Raw genomic sequence first — 15,981 nt, forward strand, 5'->3', positions numbered from 1 at the left:
GGCCCCTACCACCAATACGGCCAGCGCCATCCCTGATAGCGCACATAGGACGGCACGATCGGCGGGCCGTAGGGATCGACCTTGTCGTCCTCGGGGCGGTAGCGGTAGCGCGGGACGACGTTGTAATCCCACGGCGTCGGCCGCAGCACGGGCGCGGTGACGATGAGGCGCTCTTGCGGCGCGCGGACGACGACGGCCTTGCGCGTGCGGGCCTCGGCGCCTGACGTTGCAAGGCTGCACAGCACCAGGGCGGTTCCGAGCGCGCAGGCGGCGGTTGTTCTTGTCATGCACGGGTCTCCTTCGCGCGAAGAGTGCAAAAGGATGTGGGGCAAGGCAAGCAAATTTCGCGCGAGATTTTTTCGCGACCATCCTTCGAGGCGCGCGCTCAGGCGTTTCCGCGAGCCTGGCCCTACGCCTCGACCTCCTCAGGCACCGGCCCCGCAACCAGCCCGTCGAGCCCGACCATCAGCAGATCGGCGATGTGCATCAGCTGGTACAACGGAATGTCAACTTCGCCCCGCTCGGCCTGGCCTACGAACGCCGGCGCGACACCCAGATGCTCGGCGAGCTGGCTTTCCGTGTAGCCGCGGGCCTCTCGCGCGGCCTTGACGCGCGCGCCGATGCCGAGGCGGTGCCGGGACTGCTCGTCCGCGGTCATCATGGCCGCCTGCTCGGTCGCGCTCGCATAGCCGGCGGTGAACGCGCCGCCGATCAGGCGTTCCTTGCGCCAGGCGAGCCGGCAGTCCTTGCGCAGGCCGCCCCTGAAGATCAGCGAGAATTGCTCCGCGATCCATGCCGAGCTGTTGAGCTGCAACCGCGCGCCGGTCGCCGAGACGTCACGGATCGTGCAGGGCACGCTGACGATGCTGCCGCTGCCATTGTCGAATTCGACAAGGCCGGTCCGCAAGGTGTGATGCCTGAGGGCGGCGCGAAGATCGCTCATGACAGCTCCGAAAAATCCTGCGGCGGCGTCGAAACGGATCGAGGCCGCCGTGATCGGAGCACGCTAGCGCAGAATTTTTCCACGGGCCCTAAACTTGTCGCAGTTCGGCCGGGACAAGCTTCTATGGTAAAGGATACGTCACCTATTTCTTCAAGGCGCCCACGGCATCGAGCAGCAGCATGTCGCGATTCTGCTCGCAGAAGCGGGACAGCTTGCTCGAATTCCGCTCCAATTGCTGCGTATCGAGCACCGGGTCGTTGCGCCGCCCGGCGTAGAAGCCGCTTAGCCAGATGTTAACGCTGCGGGTGTGGGTGATGCGCTGGGTGATGTATTGGTCGCACGTGATCTTCGACACGTCGACCGTCACCTGGGCCTCGGCCTGCGAGACCGTCAGCATGGCAGCAAACAGTGCGGCAGCTGCCGCCTTCAACGGGATCATGAAATTTCCTCCGAACGATGCGGCCAAGGTCCGATGATCGCGCGCGGGGCCGTTGATCCAGATCAACGAGCTGCCCAAGTGTCGAGGCGGCTGTCGCGGCGGCCCGCGCGGCGACGACGGAAAAGATCAGCCACCGCGTTCGCCGTTCAGCAGCTTGAGCGCCCGCGGCACCTGGTCGCCGTCCGCGACCAGCACATATTCCTGCCGCGCCAGGCTCGTGCCGCTGGCGAGCACGATCGCCTTCTTCGGGCACAGGCCGAAGCATCCGGTCATGACCAGCTTGGCCGGCTTGGTACCGTCATGCTTGCGCGCCTTCAGTCCGGACTTCAGCGCGCGCCTGACGTCGCGGCCGTCATCGCTGCGCTTGAGGCATTTGCGGCAGACCAGCAGCGGCGCCGCGCGGCGCGGCCGCACGATCATCGGGCTTGCGGACTTTTGTTTGTTTTCGGGCATGAAGAACCTGTATGAGACCGCAGCTCATATAGGCATGGAACCGCGCCTTCGCCGCTACAACCGCGAGCGGACGCCATGGTAAGGAAACACTGCCGGGCAACCGCTCCCGGTGCGTCGCGCTGGCCCGTTGGCTTACTGAAGGCAACAAACAGGAACCCCATGACAACAGTCCTTCGTATCGCGGCCTTTTCCGACGGCAGCATGGGCGGCAATCCCGCCGGCGTCTGGATCGGCGACGCCCTGCCGGATGCGGCCAGGATGCAGGCGATCGCCGCGGACGTCGGCTTCTCGGAAACGGCCTTTGCCGCGCCCGAGGGCGAGGCCTGGCGCGTCCGGTATTTTTCGCCCGCCATGGAAGTGCCGTTCTGCGGCCATGCGACGATTGCCCTGGGCGCGGCGCTCGCCCACCAGCACGGCGACCGGCGTTTCCAGCTGCATCTGAACGAGGCCGCGATTTCGGTTTCAGGCCGCCGCGATGGCAACACCATCGCGGCGTCGCTGCAATCGCCGCCGACCCGCAGCGCGCCGCTCGATCCGTCGCTGCGCGATCAACTGCTGGATCTGTTCGGCTATGCGGCCTTCGATCTCGATCCCGGACTCCCGCCGGCGAAAATTCATGCGGGGGCCGATCACGCCCTCCTCGGCCTCAAATCCCGCGAGGCGCTCGCCCGCATGACCTATGATTTCGCGCGCGGCCGGGCCCTGATGGAGCAGGCCGGGCTCGTCACCATCGCGCTCGTCAATGTGGAGAGCGCGCAACTCTTTCATGTGCGCAACGCGTTCGCCGCCGGTGGCGTCGTCGAAGATCCCGCCACGGGCGCGGCGGCCGCCGCGTTTGCAGGCTATCTGCGCGACATCGGCTGGCCCCATGGCGGCGCCATCGACATAGTCCAGGGCCAAGACATGGGCGCGCGGTCGCTGATCCGCGCGGAGATCGGCGAGGCCCGCGGCAGCTCAATCCGGGTCTCGGGGACGGCACGTTTCATGGATGCGTGAACGGGAGCGCCGCGCTACTCCCGCGCGCGGCGCAACGCCTCCTGCAGCTTCATCCGCTGCTTGTCCCAGCGAGTCTGTTCGGCCTCGGCGCGGTCGTCGAGCGCGGCGCGCGCGGCCTCGATCTCCTCCGCCTTCGCCTCGTGTTCCTGCCTCGCTCTGTCCAGCGCCGCTTCGGCTGCGGTGACCGCCTTGTCGCGCCGCGCGCGCTCTTTGGCGCGGGCGGCCTCCTCCTTGCGCCGCTTGGCCTCGCGCCGCCGCTCCTCCTTCTCGAACGCCGCGGCGGCCTTGCGGGCCGCCTGGTCGTCGAGCTTGCGCGGCGGCTTCTTGGCGGTCTTGGCCTTCTTGGCCGGGCGCTTACCGGATTTGCGTCTGGGTTTGTGATCGTCCTCGGCGAGATCGGTGGGCAGCTCGGCGCTCTCGGTGAACGCCCCGTCCGATCCGACCGGGCGCCTGAGCACGACCCCCGGCTTCGCCAGCGTGGCCGCGACGATATCAGGATCGTCAGTCTCCTTCGCGGCGCCCTGATGGAACAGATTGGAGCTGGCGCCCCAGGCCTCGAGCGCCGCCTTCATCGAGGGCGCGGCGATGGCCTGGTCGTAGAAGCCGAGCGAGGTCTGGTAGGTCTTCAGGTTCCGTGTCGGTTTGCTTTTCGCGCGTTTCGGCATGTCGCCCCGATATTGGATTCGCAGCCCGGATGGAGCGTAGCGCAATCCGGGGTCTTGTGTCCGCGGGGCAAGCGTCCCGGATTACGCTTGCGCTCCATCCGGGCTACGGACTAGTCCGCTTCCAGAAGCGCATCGTATCCCTTCTCGCTGAACGCCAGCAGGCAGAACCCGTGCCCGAACGGATCGGCCAGCATCGCGATCCGGCCATAGGGCGCATCGCTCGCCGGCACCTCCAGGATCGCGCCGGCGCGCAGCGCGCGTGCGACGGCCGCATCGACATCGTCGACGACGACGTCGACATGCACCGGCGTCCAGTGCCGTTCGTAGCGGCGGCGGTCGCCGCCGGCCCCGACCGTGCCGGCCTGCTTGGTCAAGAGATAGACCGGCGCCGGCCAGCCGAGCAGCTCGACGAAGCCGGTGCCGAAGCGGCGGCCGACGGTGAGGCCGAAGGCTTCGGTGTAGAACGTCGTGGCTTGCTCGATATCGGGGACGTCGATGTTGAGGAGGAAGCTCATCTCGGACTCGCTGCGCAGTTGCGCTGCGAGCGTAGCCCGGATGGAGCGCAGCGCAATCCGGGATGTTGCCGCACGCTGGCCCCCGGATTCCGCTCGCGCTCCATCCGGGCTACGCAGCGACCGTCTCACCCGACCGGTGGCACCATGTCATTCTGCCCCTGTTTTGCCCGGCGCCGCAAACACTCTTCGGCATTACCGAAAACATGAGGAGTTTCAAGGCCGTTGATACTGTGCATGGGGTTGTTTTCGTAAAATCGAGTTGGCCGCCCTCATTTGCCTCGCAAGCTCAGGATATAGGCCGACAGCACATCCGCCTGCCCCTGCGCGATCACGAGGTTCGGCATGTTCTGGTGGCTGGTCCGCCAGAACACCTTGAGCGACAGCGCGGTGGTGCCGCTCCGGTCGGCGATGGACTGAAAGCTCGGCGCCTCGTCGAAGAAGCCGGCCATACCCGGCTCGACCGCGTGACAGCTCTGGCACCACGCTTGCGCCAGGCGATGGCCTTCGGCAACCGCGCGCGGGCCCGACCGCGGAGCCCCGGCAGCAGTGTGGACGACGCTGAACAGAAACAGCACCGACAATACGACCAGGAGAGCGAGACCGAGATAGATTCGGGCACTGTGCGACATGGCGCTTCCCTCGCTGTTGCTTCGCCGGCACACGAAGCGTAAGTCGGCGCAGGCCGATGAAATTGATCTGCGTCAAGGGCCTGACGCGAGGCCCGTAGCAAGAGCTGAAGCGACGTGGCCGCCGCTTCGAAAAAGCGACGCCGGCAGCACATGAAGCGAGACGAGAAGTATGACCGACACGATGAAATGCCCCGCCTGCAGCTCCGAGCACGCCTATCAGGACCGCGATCTCTGGGTCTGCCCGGAATGCGGCCACGAATGGAGCGGTGCGGCGGAGGCGGCCGCGGAGTCGGCGCAGGATGCCGGCGTGCGAGATGCCAACGGCAATGCGCTCGCTGACGGCGACAGCGTCATCGTGATCAAGGATCTCAAGATCAAGGGCTCCTCCTCGGTGGTGAAGGGCGGCACCAAGGTGCGCAACATCCGCCTGCAGGACGCAACCGATGGTCACAACATCGCCTGCAAGATCGACGGCATCGGCGCCATGAACCTGAAGTCGGAGTTCGTGAGGAAGGCGTAGCCGCGAGCTGGCTACCGCTGCCGCTGCGCCAGGTAAAACCCGCACAGCACCGTCACGAGGCCCGCGGTCTGCAACATCGTCGGCGGCTCGCCGAGCAGCAGCCAGCCGGTGAGCAGCGTCAGCGCCGGCACGCAGGCCGGAAACACCGCGGCGCGGGCAACGCCGAGGCGCTGCACCGAGACGGCGAACAGATAGAGCGCGGCGGGACCGGCCAGCACGCCCTGCGCCAGCGCCTGGATGGCATTTTCGGCGACGCCGATCGCCGCGACGTGAGCAAGCCCGACGGTCGCGACATAGATTGGCAACAAGAGCAGCGAAAGCACGTTGATGACCAGCGCGGCCGACACGGCGGAGACGCGCCAGTGCCGCAGCGCCGTGCCGAAGCCGGCGAACATCAGTCCGGTGAGCACGAAGATCAAATCCCCGAGCACGCCGTCGGCCCCGATATGGCCGATCGATTCAGCGCCGATCACGCCGAGACCGCCGACGATGACGAGCGCACCGACGAGGCGCGAGGCGGAGACGTGCTCTTTCAGGAACAGGGCAGCCAGCAAGAGGCCGCCGAGCGTGGCACAGGAGGGCTGGATCACGCTGCCGTGGCCGAGCGGCACGAACAGGAAGCCGGTGTAGGAGATCAGCGACATCACGGGGCCGCCGAGCACCATCAGCACGAGACCCCTGCCCCAGCCGATGCCGCAGAGATCCCCAATGCCGGCGCGCAGGACCAGCGGCAGAAATGCGATCCCCGACCAGACATAGCGATGCACCAGCAGATCGACCGGCGTGAAGCCGACCTTGAGCCCGTGCCGTGTGCCGGCAAAGCCGAGCGCCCAGAACAGCGCCGCGGCAAGGCCGCAAGTGACGCCGAGCAGTGCCGGCGCCGCGTCGTGCTTCTGAGAAAGAGCGTCGGCGCCGCTCGTCCGCTGATCCATGGATCAAGCCTTATGTCAGCGCCTCCATCGGCTCAACCCACGCAGGTGCAGGGCTGACACGCGGTGGGATTCGTGGCCCGAACGGCCCGTCACGCCCGCTCTTCGAACACCATCCGCCATCCCTTGCGCGTATCCATGTATTCGCGCACTTCGCGGATCCTGTCGCCCGCCACCGTGAACACGAAGCAATAGTCGTTCTCGTAAGGCTTGCCGCCGGGCAGCGTGGCGCGCATCCGCTCCTCCACGATCACGACGTCGCCGTCGGCATACACGCCGCGAAACGCGATATCGATGTTCGAGAACATCTTGTGCATCTCCTGGGCGATGAAGCGTGCGATTTGGCCCGCGCCGACCATGTGGTCGGTGTGACCGAGCGCGACCGCGGTGGCGTTGCCCTTCGGCGCGATCCATTCGGCGTCGTCGGTGAACAATGCGGCGATACGCAGCGCATCCCGCGACGAAAAGGTTTTCCAGGCGTTCAGGACAATCTCTCTCGGGCTGGACATGATGCGCTCCCTGGCTTGCATTGCGGCCACCTTCTAGGCCGCGGTGGGCGTTGCAACTCGCCACAATCGGACTCGGTCATCCCGCAGCCCTTCCGGCCCCATCGCCATGCGCTATGATCCGGCCATGCTGAGCTTCGAGACCTGCAACGCCGCCCGCCTGCGCCGCGATCCCCGTTACGACGGCCGCTTCTTCACCGCGGTGAGAACCACCGGCATCTATTGCCGCCCGGTCTGTCCGGCCAAGCAGCCGCTGACGCGCAACGTAACCTATCATCCGACGGCGGCGGCGGCCGAGGCCGCCGGCTTCCGGCCATGCCTGCGCTGCCGCCCCGAGACTGCGCCATTCTGCCCGGCCTGGAACGGCACGCGCTCCACGGTGGCGCGCGCCATGAAGCTGATCGATGGCGGCGCGCTCGACGAAGGCTCGGTGGTCGATCTGGCGATGCGGCTCGGCATCTCGTCGCGTCATCTGGCGCGTCTGTTCGAGCGCCACGTCGGCGCCACGCCGCAGCAGCTCGCCAAGACGCTGCGCGTCCAGCGCGCCAAGCGCCTGCTCGATGCCGGGGAGAACAGCATGACAGATATCGCGTTCCAGTCCGGCTTCGGCAGCCTGCGCAGGTTCAACGCCGCCTTCGCCGAGCTCTACGGCCGCTCGCCGTCGAGTTTGCGCGCGGCGCGCGTGCGGCGGGCTTAGCGCGCGGCTTGAAGACCTCTCAGAAAAATCCCGGACTGAGATCGAGGCCGTATGTCAGGCTCAGCACGAACACGAACAACACGGCGGCGGCGAACAAAGTGGCGTGCCTGACAATGAATGCACGCGGCGAGGTGGGAGCAGCAACGACTTTCTGCGCAACCGGCATGATGGCCTCCATTATGATTTCAAAAACTGGCCGCGACGACGCGGCCGCCGCATCAGGCAATGCGGTCTGCAAAACAAATGTTAAGAGGATCACGCTCGTTATGAACGGGGATACATAACCGGCATAGTCACGCGAACTTGTTCGCGGCCGGAGTCTCAATCAGCGCATCGATGTCAATTGATCGCGCCGAGACATTGCGCAACGCGCGCTGGTGCAAGATCGCGCACGGGACAGTTTCAACGAGGGCTGCGCGCGCGATACGCAAGCAGCATCGACGTCGAGGACGTCAAAAGAAACGGCGGGTTCCGCCTCTCCGCGGAACCCGCCAATCTCTCAGCGATGAAGCTTAGCGGGCAGTGCCCGTGGTGACGTCAGCGGTCTTCAGCTTGCGGGGGCTGAGCACTTTCGTCTGGTGGGCCGAGGCGACGGTGGTCGGCGCAGCGACCTGCTGCTCGACATGCGCGGCACCGAGGACGCGAACCTGCAAGGGCGAGACCGGAAATCCATTGGTCTCGTAAGTCGGCAGTTCAGCGGCGAAAGCCGCGGTGCTGCCCGCGATCGTCAGGATGGCGGCGGCGATCGACAAAGTCTTCTTGTTCATTGGTGATGCTCCGGAAGTGGAAGAGTCGAAGCATATTTAGGTGCGCTTTGCTGCATTGCGATACGCTTTGTTGCAATGCAACAGCGCGTCCGGCGCATAGCGATATGTTTAACATGTCCAAGGCCTTGGCCGAATCACGCCGGGTCCGACATGGCGCCTTTATGGGCGGTGCTCAGCCACCGAGCACGTTGCCCCAGCCGTCAAAGATATAGGCCTTCCAGGCCACGGTTCCGTCGCCGCCCGGTCGGCTGGCCCGTCGATAATCGTCGGCCTGGTCGGCGGTCCAGGTGATGATCGTGTCCGTGAGGCGATCGTGCAGGATGGCGGGTTCGGTCGGATCGAAAGCGTCCATGGGACGAAGCGTGGCATGCGTCATGAGCGACCGAACGCGCTACCCGCAACAAGGTTGCGACGACACGGCGATCAAGACACTTTTGTGGAACCCGCGTTGCACCTCGGCAACAGTGCCGCGAAAAGCCCATTTTCGCCGATTTGCGCCATTGCGCTGCCACATGGTCCTCCGAACAATCGACGTACTGCGTGCCTTTCCGTGCAAGACTGTTTGCGTCAGACTGTTTGCATCATCACTGTCCGGGCAAGACGGGTTCGGGCAGAACCGTTTGGAGGCAGGGATCATGGACGATCGGCGGTCTCTTCTGGTGGCGGTCACATGCCCCTCGGCTGTGCTCGCCGGCTGGCTGGCGCTCTCCCTCTCCGCCTATGCCCCTGCCCTCATCGAGAACAGCGGTGCCAACGCGGCCGCCGTCTCGCGCGCCAAGGACCACGCTAAGGATTACGCCAACGACCAAGCTAAGGATCTCGGCCGGCTCGACCTCGCCGACGTGCCGCACGCTGCGACGATCGAGGACGGCATCGCCTTGACCGCCGATATCGCCGCTGCCCTGGCTGCGGCACCGGCCCTGACAATCGCTGAAGCGGCACCCGAGACGCCCGCTCCCGCAATCAAGCTCGCCTCGGCCGATCCGGCACTGATCCTGCTGGTGGACGCACCGCCCGCGCCGCAGATAACACCCGAACCAGAATCCATCGTCAGCGAGGCGGCCCCGGTCGCACCGCCGGAGCCGATCAAGCTCGCATCTGCCGACCCCACCGAGATCGTGACGACGGACGCGCTGTCTCCCGCGGCGATCGCCAGCAGCCCGGTCACCCCTGCGAGCAAGGCATCGCCGCCGGCCGATACCGTCGCCGTGCTCGACGAATGCTTCGTCATGGATGCCTGCATCGACCGCTATCTCTGGACGCTCTATCAGCGCACCGCAAAGGAAGACTCGATCAAGGTCCAGGAGCGCCGCGCCGTCACCATCAAGCGCAAGGGCAAGACGGTCACGGTGATGCGCAGCTTCACCAAGCTGGTCGATGAGGATTTCGGCTGGAAGGATCCGAAGGCCGCCGAGCACGCCGGCATGTCGATGATGGATTATGTCATCGGCGGCATGGACAAGAGCTTCAAGCGGAAGCTGTTCCGTACGCTGCTCGCGGCGGAAGCTGCCGGCCTTTCGCCCGGCATCACCAGCGCGTTCCGCGACGATTACAGACAGTCAATCGCGAGCGGCCTGAAGGCCGCCTCCGACCGTTCCTATCACGGCGGCAGCACGCGCGGCGGCTACGGCCACGGCATGGCGGCGGACATCGTCAGCACGCAAGGCAACAACCGCGCGCAGCGCTGGGTCTCGACCGAAATCCTGTGGAAGTGGGTCGACGCCAACGGCAAGGCCTACGGCATCGGCCGGCCGTATCTCGGCCGTGACCCGCCGCATGTCGGCCCCGTCGATGGCCCGGAATACATCTCGCGCCGCGGCACGGGAGACGGAAAGCAAGTCGCCAGCGTGAAGTCCAAGAAAGTGGTGCGCGCCGCGGCCCATGCCAAGCCGCCGAAGGCCCAGGCCGCGCGCGAGCAGAAGGGCCCGGCCAAGCCGCAAAAATCAGCGCAATCGACCGGCAAGCGCGCGACCTGACCCCCGTTACGCCTTACGCGTCGGGATCGGCAACGGCACCAGCCGCATCTCGGCCGTGCCGGCGTCCTGCGTTCGCACCAGCACGGCAAAGATGGTGTCGACCGCAAGGCGCACCGCGGCCTCAATCGCTTCGCCCTTGGCCAGATGAGCTGCGATGAGACCGGTGAGGAGATCGCCGGTGCCGTAAGGGCGGATCGGCAAACGCGGCGTTGCAAAGCGCGACACCTGCCCGTCGGCGCACAGGATCGTCTCCACCTGCCCTTCTGCCGTATCGCTGAGCGTGCAGCCGGTCGCGACGACGTCGTCGATGCGGTCGGTCCCCGCCAGCGCCGCGCACGCCGCGCGCAGGCCCTGCGTATCCGCGATCGCGAGACCTGAGAGCAGCTCGAGCTCGAACTGGTTCGGCGTCGTCAACCTGGCCGCCGGCAGCAGCCGGTGCCGGACCACGTCCAAAATGCCGTCGGCGACATAGACGCGGCCGTCATCGCCGATCACGGGATCGCAGAGATAGACGAGCTCAGCATTCCGCGTCAGCGCCCGCTCGACGAAATCGGCGATCACGGCGGCATTGCCCGGCGAGCCGAGATAGCCGGTCACGAGCACGGCCGCCTCGTCGACGAGCCCGCGCTCCTCAACACCCTTCAGAAGATCGGCGACCAGCTCGGTCTCCAGCACCCGCCCATGCAGGCTCGGATAGCGCGGATGATTGGACAGCAGCGTCGTCGGCACCGCCGCAACGTTCACGCCCTCCGCCTGCATGGCGTAGGCCGCCGCGCTGTTGCCGACATGGCCATGGACCACCTGGCTTTGAATGGAGATGACGAGCATGAGAGAGGTCCGTAGAGTCAAACGCCGGATGTGGCAAGCGTAGCCCGGGTGGAGCGTAGCGAAATCCGGGGCCTGATGTCGCGGCAAGAGTCCCGGATTACGCTACGCTCCATCCGGGCTGCAGGCCTGCCACGCGTCAGCGCCTCGCCAGCTCACCGAGATAAGCACAAAACATGTCGGCCAGCCCGTCGGCATGACGCGCGATGTCGGCCTCGCTGCGCGGCACTTCCGAAAATCGCTTGCCGACCTCACTCAGCGTCGTCTTGATGAGTTCGCCGGCAAGCGCGCGTGGCGCAGCGGAGGCTTTGGGCAGCGCCTCCCGCATGAACGCCGCGATGATCCCCTCGCCGGCGGCCCGCGCGTCGTGGGCCTCGGGCGCGTCGCGATAGAGCGGCGCGGCATCGCTAAGCGCGATGCGGATTGCAGCCTCCTCGCACTCGGAGCGGATGAAGGCATGGACCAGCGCGCGCAGCCGCACCAATGGCGGCTTCGTCCGGTCCGCAAGGATGCCGCGCAGCAGATCGCTGGTGCGCCGCCACTCGTCGCTCTGGAGACGGAACAGGATCGCGGCCTTGTTGGGAAAATATTGATAGAGCGAGCCGACGCTCACGCCGGCCCGCTCCGCCACCCGTGCCGTGGTGAAACGCTGCGCGCCTTCCTTCGCCAGAACCTGAACAGCGGCATCCAGGATCGCCGCCACCAGCTCGTTGGAGCGGACCTGTTGCGGCTGTTTTCGTGAGGAAACTGAACGGCTTCGACGATCGGCCATGGCGCGCCCGGTGAATGCGAATAGGAAATGCGACGAATTAGTCGTATTTCACTCCGCACGCAAGCACCCAACTCATCGCCACATCTGGAGACCTCGAATGACCACCCCAACCATCACATCGCTTGCGCCGCTGCTGGATCGCCTGTTCGACGAGGCCGAGGCGGCAAACGGTGCAATGCGAGCCGCCGTCGCCGATTTGTCCGATGCGGACCGGGCGCGGATGATGCGGAGCAAGACCGATTATCGCGACCTCTACGGACGCCTGAAGGAGATACCGCTCGCGGTCTCGCGCGAGACCGGATCACTGCTCTACATGCTGGCACGCAGCTCCCGCGCGAGGACGATCGTGGAGTTCGGCACGTCGTTCGGCATCTCGACGCTGCACCTTGCCGCAGGCTTGCGCGACAATGGCGGCGGCCGCCTCATCACCAGCGAGTTCGAGCCGTCCAAGGCGGCGCGGGCGCGGGAAACCCTCATCGCCGCCGGCCTGATCGATCTCGTCGAAATCCGTGAAGGCGACGCGCTGAAGACGCTTCAGGCCGATCTGCCTGTTACGATCGATCTCGTGCTGCTCGATGGGGCCAAGGCGCTCTACCCGGAGATCCTCGACCTGCTCGAAAACCATCTCGGACCGGGTGCGATCATCGTCGCCGACAACGCCGACGACAGCCCGGACTATCTGGCGCGCGTGCGCAGGCCCGGCAGCGGCTACATGTCGACGCCCTTCGCCGAAGACGTCGAGCTCTCCGTGCGGATCAACTGACGCCGCTCTGACCGCTACGAAATCCTGGAGCCGCTGCGCAACCACCGCGCGGCGGCTTCATGCCGCGTTCCGGCACCGTCGCAGGCTCGTCACTCAGACGTGATACCTGCTGCCGGGAAAAGCCAAGCGCCGCGTGCTAAACATACCAACCGCGCGGTATCTTTTTTCCGAGCTGACCATGACCCCCGCCTTCAACGCCTACGCAATGCTCGCCCTCGCCATCATTCTCGAGGTCACGGCATCGGCCTTCCTGCAGCAATCCGCGCAGTTCACCCGCCCGTGGCCGACGCTGGCCATGGTGCTGTGCTATGTCGCCTCGTTCTACGCGCTGTCGGTCGCGATCCGCGTCATCCCCTTGAGCATCGCCTATGCGATCTGGGGCGGGGTCGGCATCATCCTGACCGCCGCTGTCTCCTTCGTGCTGTTTCGTCAGATGCTGGACGCCGCGGCCTTCGTCGGCATCGCACTGATCGTCTCAGGGGTCGTGGTCATCAACCTGTTCTCGCAGACCACGGCGCATTGATGCCGGAAAACCGCTACACCCGCGCCAAGCAGCCGGAGCAGGTCCGGCGCGCCCTGCTCGACCATGCCGCTGCGATCGCCATGGACCATGGCGTCGCCGGCATCACGGTGCAGGCAGTCGCCGCGGCGGCCGGCGTCACCAAGGGCGGGCTGTTCCACCACTTCGGCAGCAAGCAGGCGTTGATCGAAGGCCTGTTCGCCGATCTGCTTGCCCGCGTCGACGCCGAGATCGACGCTGCGATCGAGAACGATCCCAAGCCGCGCGGCAGTTTTACACGCGCCTATGTGAATGCGGTATTCACCGGCAGAACCTTCGGCTTTACGACCCCATGGGCGGCGCTGAGCATGGTCGTCGTCACCGATCCGCCGCTGCGCCGGCTCTGGAACGACTGGATCAAGGCCCGCCTGAAGCGTCATCACACCACCGACGGCTCGCCCGATCTGCAAATGGTGCGCCTGGCCGCGGACGGCGCCTGGCTTTCCTATGTCACGACGGGACAGACGCGCATGAACGCCGAGCTACGCGCCGTGCACGCACGTCTGCTCGCGCAGACCTACCGGCGCGGATAGCCGCCCCGCACGCCCTACTGGCTCTGCACCGGCTTGGGCTGACGCGGGGTGGATCGTGCGGGCTTCTTCGCGGGCTTGGCCGCGGCGCGTGGCGAGGGCTCGTCGACCGATTCCAGATAGGCGGCGAGTACCTTGGCGGAGTCCGAGCTGGTCGCGTAATGGTCCTTCAGGAACTAGGACAGCGTCAGGCTGAAGCGCCCCTTGGCAAGGCCGCGCGGACTGCGATGGCAGGTCGCACAGCCGTCAGCGAAGAGCTTGGCAGGCGGCTTGCCGGCATCGAGATTTTGTGCGGCCGCAACCGTCGCCGTCACAACGGCGGCGGCTGCAAGACTCATCACGGGCACGATCCGCTCGCGCCCCAGTCCAAACAGCGATATCAAATGTCGGCCCCAGAGCGTTTTCGAGCGAAGCCCGTCGGTCACGCCGCCGACAGATGATCGAATTCGGGCGGCGCATAGGCCTTGCCGTCCTGGTCGGTGACGACGACCCGCCACCCTTCGCTCGCCCACACCTTTGCCTTCGCCACGATAAGCAACCGGCTCTCGCGGGCGAAACTGTATTTCTCGTTGTCGCGTTCTGCGATCATCTTGTAGGCCAATTCGCATCCCCTTGCGTCGCCCTGCACCCGACCTCCTCGTGGCAGCGGGCTGCGGCCGCAATTCGCCGGGAGCGTGGCAATTTGGTGCCATCCGCAGGCATGGCGCCGGCGTTCGGCATCGCGCGTGCCCACGGGAACGCGATTCCACCCCTCGCAGGCTGGCCGCCTGCGACGGCACGGCGCCGTCTTCATGTCGTGCTGAATCGGCGGCCGGAAGCCGGTCCGTCGCATCAGCGACGGAACCGGTCGTCCCATGTCCGAGCTCCGCTAATGCACGCGGATGATGTGGGGGCGACCGAGATCGATCAGTCCCTGCACCGCCGAGAGGCGGTCATCGAGGGCTGCAATGGTGAGCAGCAGATTATTACGGCGCTCGTCGAGCATGCCCATCTCGGCGCCGGTGAGCTTCGCACTCGTCCGCTCCTTGTGGATCCCTTCGAGGGATTCACGCAACCCCGCAATCAGACCGGCCAGCTGCTTGGCCTCTTTGGTCATCGACCGCTTCGCGACATTCTGGCGGCGCGTCTCCGCCTGGCTCTGTCTCATCATCATCCTCCCGTGCCCCGCTGCCCCGAGTGGATGCTTACATCTTTGGGTACACATCTTACGATCGATGAAATCTGCCCGCGAAGAACTTTCTTAAATTGTACGCGCACGGAACCCGGATCCATCCAGCAGAAAGCCCGGCGCGAGAGCCGGGCTTTCCTTGGAGCTTTACTTGACGCTTTCCTTGCGACTTCTCAGTGCTTCTGGTGACCGCCGCCGGGGACGCCGGCCGGGGCACCGCCGCCGCGAGGCGCGGCGTTGACGTGCGGAGCGCCGCCACCGCCGTGCGGCATTGCAGGCGCAGCGGCACGGGGCGCCGGCATCTGCGCACGGGCATTCATGGGCGAGCCGTGGCTCACATTCGGCTGCGCGACATGCGGCATCGCGGCCCGCGCAGCCGGAGCGGCGGACACACGCGGTGCTTCATGCGCGCGTGTCATCGGCTGGGTGCGCACCGCAGCGCGGCTCGCGGCCCGTTCATGCATCACGCGCGCCTGGACATCGCGCGGATTGCGCGTCTGCGTCTGCTCTCGGGTCCGCTCTTGGGTCCGCGCTTGGATCCGCTCATGCGCGATGCGCTCGCTCCGTCCGGCACGCGTCCGGTCGGCGGCAACAGCGGCATCGCGTTTCGCAGCGTCGCGCGTCGCGATCGCAGCGTCAGGCCGCGCATTCGCGGCGTTACGTCCGGAGATCGCGGCGCTGCCCTTGCCCCGCACGCCTTCCCGTTCCAAAGCAACCGCCGCATCGCGTGTCGCCGCGCGGCCGATCCGGGCGGCACGCGGATCAAGCGTCATTCGCGTCGCGACACTCTGGTGCGAGCTCCAGTAATTATTCCAGTAGGCGTGGCGGTGGTACCAGGGACGCCCCGCATAGTAGCTCGACCAGTACGATGTCAGCACGAACGGGACGACGGGCACGTCGATCTCCTCGACATAGTCGGGCAGATAGACGTAGTGGTTGCGATAGAGATATTCGAGATATTGCGACGACACCCAGCCGCGATCGTCGGAGAAGCTGACGTCGCACCAGGCATTGCCGCGCAGGCAGCCATGGATGTTGACGCGGGCGCCCTCGGGGACACGGTCGACGAGTGGAAAACCCGGCCCCGGTCCGGCGCGCAAGCCGGTCGAGACGGTGACGATGCCCGGCGCGGCCAGTGCGGCTGTTGGCGCGAGCAGCAATGCGGCAATCAAAACGCTCCTGAACTTCATGGCGTATTCCTCCTCTTTCGAGTCGGAACGCGCTGGCGGAACGGGCGTTCCGTCAGCGAGGCTCGCCCCCGTCGAAAGATTGAAGCGCGGGCGGCTCGCGGTTCAATATTCATCCGCCGTTCATCGGCGCAACGCGTCA

The 15,981-nt window shown here is 66.1% G+C and carries 24 protein-coding genes and 1 pseudogene; 7 read left to right on the forward strand and 18 right to left on the reverse strand.

Annotation, left to right across the window (positions count from 1 at the left end):
• Window positions 1–5: 5 nt before the first annotated feature.
• From RPS27_RS26310 to RPS27_RS26325, 4 genes are all read right to left on the reverse strand, one after another.
• Complete coding sequence (locus RPS27_RS26310) at window positions 6–287, reverse strand: hypothetical protein (protein ID WP_194402320.1); 282 nt, start codon at window positions 285–287, stop codon at window positions 6–8.
• A 122-nt stretch (window positions 288–409) separates the two neighbouring features.
• Window positions 410–943, reverse strand: coding sequence for a helix-turn-helix domain-containing protein (locus tag RPS27_RS26315; RefSeq protein WP_212066278.1), 534 nt, complete (start codon window positions 941–943; stop codon window positions 410–412).
• Between the two features lie 142 nt (window positions 944–1,085).
• The gene (locus tag RPS27_RS26320) at window positions 1,086–1,448 is read right to left on the reverse strand and encodes an HdeA/HdeB family chaperone (RefSeq protein ID WP_249131668.1); all 363 of its coding nucleotides are present in this window, start codon (window positions 1,446–1,448) and stop codon (window positions 1,086–1,088) included.
• 60 nt (window positions 1,449–1,508) lie between these two features.
• Window positions 1,509–1,835, reverse strand: a complete 327-nt coding sequence (locus RPS27_RS26325; protein ID WP_212066277.1) for a hypothetical protein — start codon at window positions 1,833–1,835, stop codon at window positions 1,509–1,511.
• Between the two features lie 159 nt (window positions 1,836–1,994).
• Between RPS27_RS26325 and RPS27_RS26330 the strand changes: the two genes are divergently transcribed.
• Complete coding sequence (locus RPS27_RS26330) at window positions 1,995–2,831, forward strand: PhzF family phenazine biosynthesis protein (protein WP_212066644.1); 837 nt, start codon at window positions 1,995–1,997, stop codon at window positions 2,829–2,831.
• Between the two features lie 14 nt (window positions 2,832–2,845).
• On the opposite strand, the gene RPS27_RS26335 is transcribed toward RPS27_RS26330, so the two are convergent.
• The 3 genes from RPS27_RS26335 to RPS27_RS26345 form a co-directional block, all read right to left on the reverse strand.
• Complete coding sequence (locus RPS27_RS26335; RefSeq protein WP_212066275.1) at window positions 2,846–3,496, reverse strand: cell envelope biogenesis protein TolA; 651 nt, start codon at window positions 3,494–3,496, stop codon at window positions 2,846–2,848.
• A 110-nt stretch (window positions 3,497–3,606) separates the two neighbouring features.
• On the reverse strand, window positions 3,607–4,011 hold the full coding sequence (locus RPS27_RS26340) for a VOC family protein (RefSeq protein WP_313754710.1): 405 nt from the start codon (window positions 4,009–4,011) through the stop codon (window positions 3,607–3,609).
• A 269-nt stretch (window positions 4,012–4,280) separates the two neighbouring features.
• Complete coding sequence (locus tag RPS27_RS26345; protein WP_212066272.1) at window positions 4,281–4,640, reverse strand: c-type cytochrome; 360 nt, start codon at window positions 4,638–4,640, stop codon at window positions 4,281–4,283.
• Window positions 4,641–4,809: 169 nt separating this feature from the next.
• Here RPS27_RS26345 and RPS27_RS26350 point away from each other — a divergent pair, with 169 nt between their 5' ends.
• Complete coding sequence (locus RPS27_RS26350) at window positions 4,810–5,160, forward strand: zinc ribbon domain-containing protein YjdM (RefSeq protein ID WP_212066270.1); 351 nt, start codon at window positions 4,810–4,812, stop codon at window positions 5,158–5,160.
• A gap of 11 nt (window positions 5,161–5,171) precedes the next feature.
• Here RPS27_RS26350 and RPS27_RS26355 read toward each other — a convergent pair whose 3' ends face one another.
• On the reverse strand, window positions 5,172–6,092 hold the full coding sequence (locus RPS27_RS26355) for a DMT family transporter (protein ID WP_194402328.1): 921 nt from the start codon (window positions 6,090–6,092) through the stop codon (window positions 5,172–5,174).
• Between the two features lie 89 nt (window positions 6,093–6,181).
• Window positions 6,182–6,598 carry a nuclear transport factor 2 family protein gene (locus RPS27_RS26360; protein ID WP_212066268.1) on the reverse strand — a complete coding sequence of 139 codons (417 nt, stop codon included), beginning with the start codon at window positions 6,596–6,598 and terminating at the stop codon, window positions 6,182–6,184.
• A 124-nt stretch (window positions 6,599–6,722) separates the two neighbouring features.
• Here RPS27_RS26360 and RPS27_RS26365 point away from each other — a divergent pair, with 124 nt between their 5' ends.
• A complete protein-coding gene (locus RPS27_RS26365; RefSeq protein ID WP_212066267.1) occupies window positions 6,723–7,292 on the forward strand; it encodes a bifunctional transcriptional activator/DNA repair enzyme AdaA in 570 nt (189 codons plus the stop codon).
• Between the two features lie 19 nt (window positions 7,293–7,311).
• Here RPS27_RS26365 and RPS27_RS26370 read toward each other — a convergent pair whose 3' ends face one another.
• From RPS27_RS26370 to RPS27_RS26380, 3 genes are all read right to left on the reverse strand, one after another.
• Entirely contained in the window at window positions 7,312–7,458 is a 147-nt protein-coding gene (locus RPS27_RS26370; protein WP_212066265.1) for a hypothetical protein, read from the reverse strand.
• Between the two features lie 346 nt (window positions 7,459–7,804).
• The gene (locus RPS27_RS26375; protein WP_211417256.1) at window positions 7,805–8,059 is read right to left on the reverse strand and encodes a hypothetical protein; all 255 of its coding nucleotides are present in this window, start codon (window positions 8,057–8,059) and stop codon (window positions 7,805–7,807) included.
• Window positions 8,060–8,231: 172 nt separating this feature from the next.
• Window positions 8,232–8,411, reverse strand: a complete 180-nt coding sequence (locus tag RPS27_RS26380; protein WP_249131666.1) for a hypothetical protein — start codon at window positions 8,409–8,411, stop codon at window positions 8,232–8,234.
• Window positions 8,412–8,694: 283 nt separating this feature from the next.
• Between RPS27_RS26380 and RPS27_RS26385 the strand changes: the two genes are divergently transcribed.
• Window positions 8,695–10,035 (forward strand): hypothetical protein, encoded by a 1,341-nt coding sequence (locus tag RPS27_RS26385; protein WP_212066263.1) that lies wholly within the window; start codon window positions 8,695–8,697, stop codon window positions 10,033–10,035.
• A 6-nt stretch (window positions 10,036–10,041) separates the two neighbouring features.
• Here RPS27_RS26385 and pdxY read toward each other — a convergent pair whose 3' ends face one another.
• Together pdxY and RPS27_RS26395 are read right to left on the reverse strand one after the other, a co-directional pair.
• Entirely contained in the window at window positions 10,042–10,863 is an 822-nt protein-coding gene (gene pdxY / locus RPS27_RS26390) for a pyridoxal kinase (RefSeq protein ID WP_212066261.1), read from the reverse strand.
• A 136-nt stretch (window positions 10,864–10,999) separates the two neighbouring features.
• Window positions 11,000–11,632, reverse strand: coding sequence for a TetR family transcriptional regulator (locus RPS27_RS26395; RefSeq protein WP_212066259.1), 633 nt, complete (start codon window positions 11,630–11,632; stop codon window positions 11,000–11,002).
• Window positions 11,633–11,729: 97 nt separating this feature from the next.
• Between RPS27_RS26395 and RPS27_RS26400 the strand changes: the two genes are divergently transcribed.
• The 3 genes from RPS27_RS26400 (at window position 11,730) to RPS27_RS26410 (ending at window position 13,487) form a co-directional block, all read left to right on the forward strand.
• Window positions 11,730–12,395 carry a class I SAM-dependent methyltransferase gene (locus RPS27_RS26400; protein WP_313754711.1) on the forward strand — a complete coding sequence of 222 codons (666 nt, stop codon included), beginning with the start codon at window positions 11,730–11,732 and terminating at the stop codon, window positions 12,393–12,395.
• A 178-nt stretch (window positions 12,396–12,573) separates the two neighbouring features.
• On the forward strand, window positions 12,574–12,918 hold the full coding sequence (locus RPS27_RS26405; RefSeq protein ID WP_194402337.1) for a DMT family transporter: 345 nt from the start codon (window positions 12,574–12,576) through the stop codon (window positions 12,916–12,918).
• Entirely contained in the window at window positions 12,918–13,487 is a 570-nt protein-coding gene (locus RPS27_RS26410) for a TetR/AcrR family transcriptional regulator (RefSeq protein ID WP_212066255.1), read from the forward strand. The genes RPS27_RS26405 and RPS27_RS26410 overlap by 1 nt, the downstream gene beginning before the upstream one ends.
• 14 nt (window positions 13,488–13,501) lie before the next feature.
• Here RPS27_RS26410 and RPS27_RS26415 read toward each other — a convergent pair.
• The 4 genes and pseudogenes from RPS27_RS26415 to RPS27_RS26430 form a co-directional block, all read right to left on the reverse strand.
• Window positions 13,502–13,822, reverse strand: a pseudogene (locus RPS27_RS26415) (hypothetical protein).
• A gap of 83 nt (window positions 13,823–13,905) precedes the next feature.
• Complete coding sequence (locus RPS27_RS26420; RefSeq protein ID WP_249131665.1) at window positions 13,906–14,340, reverse strand: hypothetical protein; 435 nt, start codon at window positions 14,338–14,340, stop codon at window positions 13,906–13,908.
• Window positions 14,341–14,352: 12 nt separating this feature from the next.
• A complete protein-coding gene (locus tag RPS27_RS26425; protein ID WP_194402340.1) occupies window positions 14,353–14,631 on the reverse strand; it encodes a hypothetical protein in 279 nt (92 codons plus the stop codon).
• Between the two features lie 194 nt (window positions 14,632–14,825).
• Window positions 14,826–15,842: an SH3 domain-containing protein gene (locus RPS27_RS26430; protein WP_212066253.1), complete on the reverse strand. Its 1,017-nt coding sequence runs from the start codon at window positions 15,840–15,842 to the stop codon at window positions 14,826–14,828.
• Between the last annotated feature and the right edge of the window lie 139 nt (window positions 15,843–15,981).

The organism is Bradyrhizobium sp. WYCCWR 12699 (assembly GCF_032144035.1).
In the GTDB taxonomy this organism is placed as follows: domain Bacteria; phylum Pseudomonadota; class Alphaproteobacteria; order Rhizobiales; family Xanthobacteraceae; genus Bradyrhizobium.